Origin of the sequence: Acinetobacter sp. YH12140 (genome assembly GCF_013418475.1) — a bacterium.
Taxonomy (GTDB): Bacteria; Pseudomonadota; Gammaproteobacteria; order Pseudomonadales; family Moraxellaceae; genus Acinetobacter; species Acinetobacter amyesii.
Window position 1 is genome coordinate 62,908 of record NZ_VPBZ01000005.1, and the last position, 12,756, is coordinate 75,663.

At 40.0% G+C, this 12,756-nt stretch carries 12 protein-coding genes; 6 read left to right on the top strand and 6 right to left on the bottom strand.

Annotation, left to right across the window (positions count from 1 at the left end; all coding sequences use genetic code 11):
• Positions 1–29 precede the first annotated feature (29 nt).
• Positions 30–1,817: an acyl-CoA dehydrogenase gene (locus FTU75_RS07360; protein WP_180115569.1), complete on the bottom strand. Its 1,788-nt coding sequence runs from the start codon at positions 1,815–1,817 to the stop codon at positions 30–32.
• A 122-nt stretch (positions 1,818–1,939) separates the two neighbouring features.
• Here FTU75_RS07360 and FTU75_RS07365 point away from each other — a divergent pair, with 122 nt between their 5' ends.
• A complete protein-coding gene (locus tag FTU75_RS07365; protein ID WP_180115570.1) occupies positions 1,940–2,926 on the top strand; it encodes a GlxA family transcriptional regulator in 987 nt (328 codons plus the stop codon).
• Positions 2,927–2,933: 7 nt separating this feature from the next.
• Here the strand turns inward: FTU75_RS07365 and FTU75_RS07370 are convergent, their stop codons facing one another.
• The 5 genes from FTU75_RS07370 to FTU75_RS07390 form a co-directional block, all read right to left on the bottom strand.
• The gene (locus tag FTU75_RS07370) at positions 2,934–4,133 is read right to left on the bottom strand and encodes an MFS transporter (RefSeq protein ID WP_373685852.1); all 1,200 of its coding nucleotides are present in this window, start codon (positions 4,131–4,133) and stop codon (positions 2,934–2,936) included.
• Positions 4,117–4,563, bottom strand: a complete 447-nt coding sequence (locus FTU75_RS07375) for a MarR family winged helix-turn-helix transcriptional regulator (protein ID WP_180115572.1) — start codon at positions 4,561–4,563, stop codon at positions 4,117–4,119. Before FTU75_RS07375 ends, FTU75_RS07370 begins: the two co-directional genes overlap by 17 nt.
• A 191-nt stretch (positions 4,564–4,754) precedes the next feature.
• Positions 4,755–5,528: a DUF805 domain-containing protein gene (locus FTU75_RS07380; protein ID WP_180115573.1), complete on the bottom strand. Its 774-nt coding sequence runs from the start codon at positions 5,526–5,528 to the stop codon at positions 4,755–4,757.
• Positions 5,529–5,667: 139 nt separating this feature from the next.
• Entirely contained in the window at positions 5,668–6,222 is a 555-nt protein-coding gene (locus tag FTU75_RS07385) for a thermonuclease family protein (protein ID WP_078193824.1), read from the bottom strand.
• Positions 6,223–6,439: 217 nt separating this feature from the next.
• The gene (locus FTU75_RS07390) at positions 6,440–7,357 is read right to left on the bottom strand and encodes a LysR family transcriptional regulator (RefSeq protein WP_180115574.1); all 918 of its coding nucleotides are present in this window, start codon (positions 7,355–7,357) and stop codon (positions 6,440–6,442) included.
• A 93-nt stretch (positions 7,358–7,450) separates the two neighbouring features.
• On the opposite strand from FTU75_RS07390, the gene FTU75_RS07395 reads away from it, so the two are divergent.
• The 5 genes from FTU75_RS07395 to FTU75_RS07415 all read left to right on the top strand — a co-directional run bounded on the left by FTU75_RS07395 (position 7,451) and on the right by FTU75_RS07415 (position 12,723).
• Complete coding sequence (locus FTU75_RS07395; RefSeq protein WP_180115575.1) at positions 7,451–8,692, top strand: acyl-CoA dehydrogenase family protein; 1,242 nt, start codon at positions 7,451–7,453, stop codon at positions 8,690–8,692.
• A 110-nt stretch (positions 8,693–8,802) separates the two neighbouring features.
• The gene (locus FTU75_RS07400) at positions 8,803–9,924 is read left to right on the top strand and encodes a phosphotransferase family protein (RefSeq protein ID WP_180107131.1); all 1,122 of its coding nucleotides are present in this window, start codon (positions 8,803–8,805) and stop codon (positions 9,922–9,924) included.
• On the top strand, positions 9,921–10,619 hold the full coding sequence (locus tag FTU75_RS07405; protein WP_180115576.1) for a histidine phosphatase family protein: 699 nt from the start codon (positions 9,921–9,923) through the stop codon (positions 10,617–10,619). Before FTU75_RS07400 ends, FTU75_RS07405 begins: the two co-directional genes overlap by 4 nt.
• Positions 10,620–10,638: 19 nt before the next feature.
• Positions 10,639–11,382, top strand: a complete 744-nt coding sequence (locus FTU75_RS07410; RefSeq protein ID WP_078193819.1) for an SDR family oxidoreductase — start codon at positions 10,639–10,641, stop codon at positions 11,380–11,382.
• A gap of 294 nt (positions 11,383–11,676) precedes the next feature.
• The gene (locus tag FTU75_RS07415) at positions 11,677–12,723 is read left to right on the top strand and encodes a fatty acid desaturase (RefSeq protein WP_180115577.1); all 1,047 of its coding nucleotides are present in this window, start codon (positions 11,677–11,679) and stop codon (positions 12,721–12,723) included.
• Positions 12,724–12,756: the final 33 nt, after the last annotated feature.

Genomic DNA, 12,756 nt, shown 5'->3' on the forward strand with positions numbered 1-12,756 from the left:
GCCCATTGAGGACTGAGCTAAACGGGTGACTAGAACCAACTTTCTTGCATGTTGAGGCAAGTATCATCAAGTTCTAGCAATAACTTGGCTTGGTGCTCTATTTCAGGTAATTCCCAGCGGATAAAATATTGCGCGGCTTGTAATTTACCGGCTAAGAATTGTTGATCTTCAGCTAAATCTGAATGTTCAAATTTCACTAGGGCTTGATTAGCCATTTCAAGCCATAGCCATGAAATGATGACTTTGCCCATCATGTCTAGATACAACGCAGAATTTCCCAGTGCCTGATCGACACGACCTTGGGCGAGGACTTGTCCCAAACTTTGTGTGGTTTTCTTCACCGTGTTTAAATGCGCTGAAAAAATCGCTGCAAGCGCTTCCGTTTTTGGATGTTGAGCTTGATCAATCGTATTTTGCATACGTTGTAATAACAGCATCAAACCTTTGCTGTTGTGCTGCCAAAGCTTACGACCCAACAAATCCAAAGATTGAATCCCAAATGTGCCTTCATGGATCGGATTTAAGCGGTTGTCGCGATAGCATTGTTCAAGCGGATATTCACGGGTATAGCCAGCGCCACCTAAAACTTGGATGGCTAAATCATTGGCTTTTAGTCCATAGGCAGAAGGGAATGATTTGACGACAGGGATAATCAAATCTAATAACAGTGCACTGTCATCATTGTTAGCGGCTTGATGTTCATCAATTAATCGTGCAGCAAATAGGCATAATGCGAGTGCGCCTTCCACATAGGATTTTTGTGCCAAAAGCATCCGTTTAACATCTGTATGTTGAATGATATTGACAGGTTTCGCAGCAGGATTTTTATCTGATACTATGCGACCTTGTGGGCGGTTTTTGGCATATTCGAGTGACTCTAAATAGCCACGGTACCCAATCATGGCTGCACCTAAGCCGACACCCACTCGTGCTTCATTCATCATCTTAAACATATATTTAAGACCAGCACCTGCTTCACCAATCAGATAGCCAGTACATTGATCTTTTTCACCAAAGCTCAGTACTGTCGATGTTGTACCTCGGTAGCCCATTTTATGTAATAAGCCAGCCAGTTGAACGTCATTGGCGCCTGCAAATGAACCATCGCTCAGGGTTTTAAACTTCGGAACAATAAATAGAGATATACCTTTTACGCCCTGAGGTGCATCTTGGATGCGAGCAAGGACCAAATGCACGATATTTTCAGTGATGTCTTGATCACCCCCTGAAATAAACATCTTTTGGCCTTTGATGAGGTAGGTACCATCAGCTTGCGGTATGGCTTTTGTGGTCAAATCACCTAAAGATGAACCCACATCAGGTTCAGTCATGGCCATCGTTCCAGCAAAGCGACCACTGAACATATGCGGTACAAACCTATCTTTTTGTTCAGTCGTACCGAAAGCCTGAATCACATTTGCAGCCGCAGCGGTTAGAAATGAATAAGCCACTGACGATGGATTTGCCGACATGAAATAGGCATTAGCAGCCATGTTGATCAAAGTCGGAAGTTGCATACCGCCTACATCATAATCATGCTGCGCACAAAGCAAGCCGGCATCTGCAAATTGTTTCCACGCCGTTTTGACTTCTGCAATGGTTTTAACCTGTTGACCATCAAAGGTTGGTTCGTTTTGATCGGCTGTTGCGTTATGGGGTGCAAAAAAGTCTTGAGCAATACCTTGTGCAATTTCTAGGATGCTTTTGAAGGTTTCAGCATCATGTTCGGCAAAACGTGGGTAATGCGTTAAGTCTTGCGCTTTAAACACGTCAAATAGCAAAAAATTTAAATCTTTGTCATTGATTAACTGCGCCATTGATCAATCTCTAATCGGGTTGAATTTTATGCATCAAGACTAGCAGTTGATTTTTAGATATAGAATTGTCAATAATGACACTTAATAAGTCAAAAATGACATTTTGATAATTTGAAATTTAAATGAAGAAAATCATAATTTTAGCATTTGATGGTGCTTTGGCTTCTGCGATTACAGGGGTTGTTGATCTATTTGCAATGGCGGGGGTCAGTTGGAACCGGATTCAAAAACAAAATGTGCAGCGGCTATTTCAGGTTAAAATTGCCTCACAACATGGTCAAGCTGTGCAATGTATCAATGGCATCAAGCTTTATGCAGATTTAGCTTTTTCTGAAATAACAGATGCAGATATCATCATTGTCCCAACGATAGGCGCGCCGATCTTAGATGTTTTAGCACAAAATGCAGCACTGATCGAGTTATTAAAAACTCGTCAATTACAAAGCGGACTGATCGCAGGAAATTGTACGGGTAATTTTTTTCTGGCAGAAGCAGGGCTTTTAGATGGTAAGCAGGCAACGACGCATTGGGGCTTTCAGCAAATGTTTCGTGAACGCTATCCTTTGGTGAAACTGAATGCAGATCAGCTCATTAGCCATGACCAAAATATTTACTGTGCAGGCGGGGGCTTAGCATGGTTTGATTTGGGACTACACCTAATAGAACGTTTTTATGGTTTTGAAACGGCAATCCATACTGCAAAATCATTTGTATTGGATTATCGTCGTGACAGTCAGTTGTCCTATTCATTATTGAAAATATCTAAACCGCATCAGGATGGTTTGGTGCAAAAAGTTCAAGATTGGTTAGAACAGCATTATCATGAAAATATTGTCTTAGATGATCTTGCGGCGCAGTTTAATGTGACAACGAGGACATTGATTCGTCATTTTAAAGGCGCTTTGGATATTCCACCGAATCAATACTTACAATCGATACGGATTGAAGCTGCACGAAAGCGTTTAGAAGAATCGGGACATGCTTTAGATCTGATTATGCGAGATGTTGGCTATAGTGACCCAAGCTCATTTCGACGGTTATTTCAGAAAAAAACTGGGTTGAGCCCCTTAGAATATCGTCGACGTTTCAGCCGACGATTTGATGTTTAAATACAGTTTAAGCGGTTCGAACGGCATAACGACCATGTAAAATGTAGTAGGCACCCATACATGCAAAGGCAGCAAATGCGCTATACAAATACAATTGCGAGTAGCCAATATGGTCGAGCAATTTACCGATAAAGTATGGTCCAAAGCCTAAGCCAGCATCCAAAAAGATAAAGAAAGTCGAAGTGGCAAAGCCCATACGTTCAAGCGGCGCACTTTTCACGGCAACTGTTTGGCAGACCGACTGAATATTTCCATAACCGAGTCCAAGTAGGCCTGCACAAAGTAAAAGCATCCATGAACTCTGAGTGATGCTGAGTAATACCAATGCCACGCCCATAATCACAAAAGCAGGGTAGATCACTACATTTTCACCTTTACGGTCCATTAACGGGCCTGTAAATGGGCGAGAAATTAAAATCGCAATGGCATACATCAAAAAGAAAAACGAGGCTGTTTCAACCAAATCGATTTCTTTGGCATAGAAGTTAATGAAAGATAAAACACCTGAATAGCAGATTGAAGCGAAAAGCATGATGAATGATATAGGTAATGCTTTAGGCTCTACAAATTGAGCAATCCAACTTAGTTTTTTGACGGCTTCAACAGTATCGAGGGGTTTATTGATTTTGGGTAAATCGGGCACTTGAATCAGCAAGGCAACCAATAGGCAGCTCAATGCGATAATCGTAGAAACGATAAAAATCGCGTGATAACCAATGTGTAACATCATCCAAATTGCAAGAAATGGCCCAATAGCCGTACCTAACGTACTACTCATGCTGTAGTAGCCAATGCCTTCACCGCGACGTGTCGCTGGTAAGATTTGGGCAATTAAGGTACCCAGCACTGTTGATGCCATACCCATCATAAAGCCATGCATAAAGCGTATGAAGAGCAACATGCCGACGCCAGACTGAATGAAGTAAAAACCAGAAAAGACTAAAAAGCCAATTAAACCAACGATCAGTGTCGTTTTACGTCCAAAGCGTTCTAGGAACTTGCCTACCAATAAACGCCCGACCAATGTGCCGACAATGAACAATCCTGAAACTAAACCTGCTTGGGCTGTAGTCGCACCCAATTCAGCCACCGCATAGCCCACGATCACCACAACCAAGAGATAAAAGGTTAAAACCAATTGGAAGTTAATGGTGCTAACTAAAATAAAATTTCGAGTCCAAAGTGGTGCGTTATCTTGCATGATCATCACCTACAGTGTTTTGTTCAAGTTCTTGCATGACACGGTGTAAAATTTGAATGGAATGTTGGATATCTTGGCTTGCTAATGGCGCGATCAGGCGCTGCTCAAAGGCATTTATGTCTTTTGCACATTGCTGAAATAACTCACGTCCAGTCTCGCTGAGCATCATTTTCTTTTGACGTTTATCGTCAGTTTGTACATGACTCAAAATATCCATCTGCGCAAGAATTTTGACACGCTTAGTGATGGATGGCTTGGATACGTTTAAATATTCAGCCATTTCAATAGATGTACAAGCGGTTTTTTCACGGATGACAAACATGACTTGCCAAAGCGAATAGTTCAATTGATAGGGCAATAAAATCGTGTTGATTTCATCACTCATCAAACGCGCACAGCGCAGAAGTGAAGAGCGGAAACCTAATGAGGTATTCATGATAGTTAACTAGGGTAACTAAATTATTGGCAACTTTACGCCTAATTTATTTTCAATTCAAGTGAACAACTCAAAGCATAAAAAACAGGTATAAAAAAACCTGTGCGCACACAGGTTTTCTTGCATAACATTTCATTTAAAGCTTATCGTTCAATGCATATCGTTGAATTGATACCTTAAACAATACGTGTTTATTCTACAGAAGCTTCTGCAGCTGCAATTGCTGCATCTTCCGCTGCGCTGTCTGAGTTTTCTGAAATTTCTACACTTTCACCATCTGCATAAGCAAGTTCTTCACCTTCTGATTCAGCTTGCTCTAAATAAGCCGCAATTTGTTCATCCGTTAATTCAGGTTCACCTTCAGACATCATCGCTTGTTCTTGTAATTGCGCTTGTTCTAAATTGTTCATCATACTTTGCATATTGAACATCAATGGGATCATGACCAATAAATAAACAATCATCAGGATTAGATACAATGACCCAATAACTTTCTCTGTTTGTTCCGTTGGACGTTTTATGCCATATTTATTTTTACCTTCGGTGCCTTTTGCAGCCATCACATAAATGCTAAAGATGGTACCGACCAGTGGAATGAGAAAAATTAAACAGAGCCAACCGCTTTTATTTAGATCATGTAAACGACGAATCGTAATGCGGATCATTGCGACAAACATTGCAACGATGGAAACGACAATGAGAGCGATCGCACTGAGTCCTAAAAATGAATTAAAAAGTGCTTCAATACTACGTTCTGCTGAATTGAAAAATGCAAAAAGACCCAGCGCGACGCTGATGCCTAATAGGCAGGTATAAATCATACTAATGATAAATAACCACGCTAAATAGGACAGGCGGCCAAAACGTCCTTCAGGAGACAAGGGATGATCGGCTTTTTGAATTTGAGGCTGAATATTTTGATCTTGTTGAAACGGATTCAATTCGCTTGAAGTAAGTTCAGTCATTATTATTCCAATTTTAATTATCTAATTTATTTTCTATGCCCAAAAGGGCAGCATTATTGTATAGCGAAGTAAAAAAAGGTCAAATATTAGACATGGCTAAGTCATCAAATATTCCTTAGCCATGCTGCACTGTGGTCTGTTATTTATGTAATTTACGATACTCTTTAGGGCGCATTGGACGACTGGCTTTCCACAAACCTTTCTTTTGTTTACGTGCTTTGCTTTGTAAATTCATCATATAGTGCAAATGCTTTTGGTCACGGATGTATTCTTCGTACACCCACGCAGCACCACGTTTTACCATTTCTTCATTCATGCATTTACGATAGCGATAAATAACCCCAACGCAGCGGCCATAACGGTCTACATCAGTGATTTTTACGCGGACAAATTTCTTATAAACCATGGATTTGATCAGGCGGGCTGACTCTTTACCGTAAGCTTGTGTCGATTCTGGCGCATCCACATAAGCAAAGCGAAGTTTGGTTTTAGAACGTCTCAGATTCATCCGATAACAGGTGAGGGTGTCGCCATCACTAATATCAGATACACGGCAGAGGTAAGATTTTCCTTTCTTAAAAGGTTGAAAAAAATCCTTTAAGAATATAGTGACTTTATAGAGAACATAGACTGTGATCAGGCACAATACTGCACCTAACGCCATGAGCCAATTCGCGGAGAGATTTGAAAGCATACACAATGATATGAACGAGCTCATATCGCATAAAAACAGGAATTTAGATTTTATAAGAACTCATGATTTATGGCTGTCGAATAAACCGACGGTCAGTTAAAAATACCTTAAATAATCAGCATTTGATCTATAAATATACAGCAAGTTTCATCACCCAGAATTCAATCTAAACCCATTTAAATAGCCTAAGCAAATTGATATACCATCATAAAATAGCCTAAGTAAAAATTTTAGAAATTTCGCTTCGCAAAAAAACATGCCGTGAATTTAATTCCAAATCATTATGCCAATACATCCCTAGTTTAATTTTCGGTAAGTAGACAGGTACATCAAAAATATTCAGTTCGGGAGCAACCTGTAAATGCGTCAAAATATTTTGTGGAATCGTCAATATTGCCTTGGGTTGCTGTGCCAAAATTTGTAGCGCAGTAGAGTAATGCTGACAGCGTAAAAAAATCTCTCTAGAGTGTTTTTTACGGTTTAAATAAATATCCTCGACTAATACTCCTGCACGTCGTGAAGAAACCCCAATGTGTGGTGCAGACAGGTAAATATGTTCATCCATCTTAGGATGTTGACTACAAACCACGAATTGATCTTCTACTAAAGTTTGAAAATTTATTTTTTCACCAAAGTTTTGCTCAAGGTCAATCGCAAAATCAATTTGCTGTGCAGCAAGGTCAGCCACAATGGTTTTGCGGTCTAATTTAATACTGGAAAATTGGATCTGAAACTGTTGCTGTTGAAAATGTTCAACTAACTTGGGAAAAATAATCGGTTCAATTTCATCATGTACCGCAATTTTTAAGCTCTGCACCATCGACGGAGTAAATTGTTGTTTTTGGATAGAAATGCTTTGAATCGCAATAAGCGCATTTTTAATTACGGGATAAATCTGCTCGGCAAATGGCGTCGGAAGCATTTTTGCTCCCGCACGTACAAATAAGTCATCGTGTAAATGTTGTCTTAACCGTTGAAGTGCATGACTCGCTGCAGATTGAGTAATACACAAAATTTGCGCAGCTTTTGAAATGCTTTTTTGTTCATAAATTGCGATATACAGCGGATATAAATTGATATCCATACGGTGGAAAACACCCATATCGATGACGGTATTTTTATGAATACTATTCATGTTCATCTATTGAATTAAATCATTTTGTTCATATTAGATTTCAGGTTATGGTGTTGTAAAGCGTAAAGAACATAATATTTAAAGGATGTTGTCATGTTTGAACTTTCAGCACGTGCACAAGATTATATTGAAAGAACAAAAAAATTTATTAAAGATGAAATTGAGCCTGTAGAAACTGAGTTTTGGGCAGAAGTTCATGAGCTGAACCAAGGTGGTGATTGGACCAAATGGCAATGGCCGGCACAGTTAGAGGTCTTAAAAGGTAAAGCCAAAGCTGCGGGCTTATGGAATATGTTCTTACCTTGTTCTGAACTTGGGCAAGGCTTATCTGTACAAGAATATGCGCACATCGCAGAACTTTCAGGCCGTAGCTTACTTGCACCTACGGTATTCAATTGCAATGCACCTGACAGCGGCAATATGGAAGTGATTTGGCGTTATGGCACGGAACAACAAAAGCAGCAATGGTTAACACCATTACTGGACGGCAAAATCCGTTCAGTATTTTGTATGACAGAACCTGCTGTTGCTTCAAGTGATGCCACCAATATGGAAGCTACAGCTGTCGTTGAAGGCGACGAAATTGTGTTAAATGGCCGTAAATGGTGGTCTTCAGGTTTAGGTGATCCAAATGCCAAAATCATTATTTTTATGGCGCATACACCTGATGAAAGCAAAGACCGTCACCATCAGCATTCTATGGTTTTAGTACCTGTTGAAACTGCTGGAGTCAAAATCGAACGTATGTTACCTGTGTTTGGCGACTATGATGCGCCACATGGACATGGTGAAATTAGCTTCACAAATGTTCGTGTTCCTGTTGCAAACTTCATTGGCGGCGCAGGTCAAGGTTTTGAAATTGCACAAGGTCGTTTAGGCCCAGGCCGTATTCATCATTGTATGCGTTGTATTGGTGCTGCCGAAAAATCGCTAGAACTGATGATTGACCGTGGTATGAGCCGTACTGCTTTTGGTAAAGAAATTTTAAAACTCGGTGGCAATTTAGAACGCGTAGCAGAAGCACGTGTTGCGATTGATCAGGCACGTTTACTGACCCTTTATGCAGCATATAAAATGGATACTCTAGGGAATATGGCTGCATTAACCGAGATTTCTGCAATTAAAGTAGTTGCGCCGAGTGTCTTAGAAAAAGTTGTCGATATGGCGATTCAAATCCACGGTGGTGCTGGAGTTTCTCGAGATACACCGCTCACAGGTTTCTTTGCGCAAGCACGTTCACTGCGTCTAGCTGATGGCCCTGATGAAGTGCATAAAGGTATGATTGCTAAATTAGAATTGGCAAAGCGCGGTTACAGCAGCCGCCGTAAAAAATAAACAAGTTGTAGTCACATATTTGGCATGGCAACCCTGAGTTGTCCATGCTATAAAACTATAGAAAATTATATTTTTATCATCATGATAGATTCAAGTTTAGGAAGAAAAGCATGTCAGTGATCGATGTAGGCGGTTCAGTTCGTGAGGGTGAAGAACTGGATGTACGTGCTGTAGGAAATTGGTTGATTGAACATGGCGTTGAAATAGAAGGGCCTGTAGAAGTCACTCAATATTCAGGTGGCGCGTCAAATTGGACTTATCGCTTAAAATACGACAATGCTGATTTAATCTTACGTCGTCCTCCAAAAGGCACCAAAGCCAAGTCTGCACATGATATGGCACGTGAATATAACGTACAGAAAGCATTATCTGAATTTTATCCTGTGCTCCCTGAAATGGTGGCACTATGTCAGGACGAATCAGTGATTGGCTGTGATTTCTACGTGATGAAACGCGTAGAAGGCATCATTCCACGTGCAAACTTACCCAAAGAAATCAATTTTGATGAAACTCAAGTTCGAGCGTTGTGTACCAACGTCATCGATAAGTTAATTGAACTGCATCAAGTGCCTTATGAAGGCACCTCTTTAGAAAAAATAGGCAAGGGCGACGGATACTGTCGTCGTCAAGTGGAAGGTTGGGACGCACGCTATGAAAAAGCCAAAACCTTAAATGTTCCTTCTTTTAAATATGTCCGTAATTGGCTCAAAGACAATATTCCTGCTGACTCTAAAACCTGTGTAATTCATAACGATTGGCGTTTTGACAACGTCATTTTAGATCCAAATGATCCTACCCAAGTGATTGGCGTATTGGATTGGGAAATGGCAACGCTTGGCGATCCGCTGATGGACTTAGGTTCAGCTTTAGCGTATTGGGTTGAAAGTGGCGATAACGCAATTTTTAAAGCGACACGCCGTCAGCCGACTAACTTGAAAGGCATGTTTAGCCGTAAAGAAGTCGTTGAATATTACTTAGAAAAAACTGGTCTTCAAACGGACAATTGGACCTTTTATGAAGTGTTCGGCATTTTTCGTTTGGCTGTGATCGCACAGCAAATTTATTATCGCTTTTACCACAAGCAAACCAATAATCCGGCATTCAAAGATTTTTGGATTGTGATCCATGCTTTACATATTCGTGCCTTAAAACTTATTGGTTTGCAAAAACTTGAAGCCAATGATGTGGCACAAAAATATATTGAAAAAATGAAGGATATTTTAGGGAAATGACCACGATATATTTAATTCGGCACGGTCAGGCTTCTTTTGGTGCAGAAAGCTATGACAAGCTTTCTCCCAACGGTGAGCTACAGGCTAAGGTGCTGGGACAGTATTTCGACCGTATTTTAAAAGAAAGTCCTTATGTGGTTGCGGGCTCCATGCAACGTCATCAACAAACAGCCAATCTTGCATTGGCTGAATGCTTTCCAGAAGCACAAGTTGATACAGATAACGCGTGGAATGAATTTAATCATCAGCAAGTTTTTGCTCAATATGAACCTCGATTTAACCAGCCGCATTTATTAAAAGAAGATGTATCGAAGCATGAAAACCCGCGTGCTTATTTATCTAAAATTTTTGAAGGTGCCATTGAACGTTGGACAGGCGGAGAATTTCATCATGAATACGATGAATCTTGGCCACATTTTAAAAATCGAGTCGAAACAGCGCTAGAAAAGTTATGCAGTCAACTGGCTGAAACCAAACCACGTTATGCCGTTGTGTTTACTTCAGGTGGAGTGATCTCCGTTGCAGTCGGTAAAATTTTAGGGCTGAGTCCTGAAAAAACATTTGCACTTAATTGGGCCATTGCCAATACCAGTATGACAACACTGCGTTTGGTTGGAAATGAACCGCAATTACTCAGTTTAAATGAACATCATTTTATAAAAGCAGTTGATCCAAATTTATTGACTTGGATCTAAGATAAACAAAGGAATTATCATGGCTAAAACAATTTTAATTACAGGTGCAAGCTCAGGGATTGGTGCAGGAATGGCACGCGAGTTTGCACAAAAAGGCTACAACTTAGCCATTTGTGCACGTCGTTTAGAGCGTCTAGAAACGCTAAAAAATGAACTAGAAAGCCAATATGGCATCAAAGTGATTGCGAAAACCCTCGATGTCACAAATTACGATCAAGTGTTTGAAGTATTCCGTGCCTTTAAAGCAGATTTTGGCAGTATTGATCGTGTTATTGTCAACGCAGGTGTCGGTGAAGGTCGTCGTATTGGTAAAGGCAATTTTGAAATTAACCGTGCCACAGTTGAAACTAACTTTATCTCTGCATTAGCGCAATGTGAAGCTGCGGTTGAAATTTTCCGTAGCCAAAATGCAGGGCATTTGGTGGTGATTTCTTCGATGAGTGCTATGCGCGGCATGCCTAAACATTTAACGGCTTATGGTGCGAGTAAAGCAGGTGTTGCTGCTCTAGCTGAAGGTATTCGTGCAGAGCTGATTGATACCCCAATTAAAGTGACGACTATTTTCCCTGGTTATATTCGTACGGAGATCAATGAAGGTGCGAAAAAACTACCATTTGAAGTCGATGAAAAAACGGGTTCACATCTTTTAGCAAAAGCCATTGAGAAAGCACCAGTTAAAGCTTATGTACCACAATGGCCGTGGTTGCCTTTAGGTCTTGCGATGAAAGTATTGCCGTTGAAGATCGTGAATAAATTAGGTTAATTCTTTATATAATACAAAAGCTCCAATATTGGGGCTTTTTTATTCTCAAATGATATTCGCCATCCTCTGTAGGTTAAAAAGGAATACATAAAACCTGTGATGAAAAGACATTAAAAGCAACCGATTTTGCAAAGAAAAAATGGAGTAAATACTCAGATTATTTATAAATAAGATATTGAAAATAAATAAAATGTTGAATATTTGAACAGACGATGATTTGTTCTCAAAATAGCGATTTCCTTTTTTTTAATTTGCTTTAATGTACAACTGTTCATTAATTTTTAGGTTTGTACTATGTCTATGTCTTCCGATATGACAGATCAACAGCGAATTAACAAAGTCAGAACTGTCGTAACGAAAGCTGGTGAAGACTTACGTCAGCAATATCCCATTTTAAAACATCAAAACTTTATAGGCGCAACCATCCTTATTTTTGCGCTACTAGGAATGTTGGGTTCAGCTTGGGCGTTTGCTGTTGGCATTTTACCGGCATGGGCTTGTGTGATTTTGGTGGCGATGTTTGCTTCACTGACACATGAATTAGAACATGACCTGATTCATTATATGTACTTTAAAAAGACGCCGTGGGCTCACCATCTCATGTTGGCCTTGGTGTGGTTAGCACGTCCGAATACCATTAGTCCTTGGGCACGTCGTCGTTTGCATCTCAACCACCATAAATATTCAGGTTCACAATACGATTTGGAAGAACGGGGCATTAGTAATGGCATGCCGTGGGGATTACGTCGAATATTGGTCATTAGCGATCAATTGATGACGGTGTATTTGCGCCCATTTCAAATGTTTAAAATGATTGGGAAATTCATTGAAAAACAACCTGAAAAAGAACGTAAAACGGCATTATTCTCTCAATTGACTGGATTTTTCCCTTTAAGTTTTGTTTATTACGGTATTTGGTATGTATTTGTCATTTATCATGTGGTGAATGGTATTGCTCCAATGTTAGGACAAAGTATTAGTTGGTCAGTCAATTTAGTGAAATTAATTCCAACGATTAATTTTCTAGCAGTGGTTTGGATTATCCCGAACTTTGTACGCTCTTTTTGCTTACAATTTATCAGCTCAAATATGCATTATTATGGTGATATTGACCCACGTGATGTCATTAAACAAACTCAGGTGTTAAATCCTTGGTGGTTGTTCCCAATGCAATTATTTTGCTTTAACTTCGGTTCTACCCATGCCATTCACCATTTTGTGGTAAAAGAGCCGTTTTATATTCGTCATCTAACCGCAAAAACTGCACACCAAGTCATGCGTGAGGTTGGTGTACGTTTCAATGATTTTGGAACCTTTAAACGCATAAATCGCTGGAATTAAATCAGTACTAGCTTCAAAAAAAGCCCTCAATTG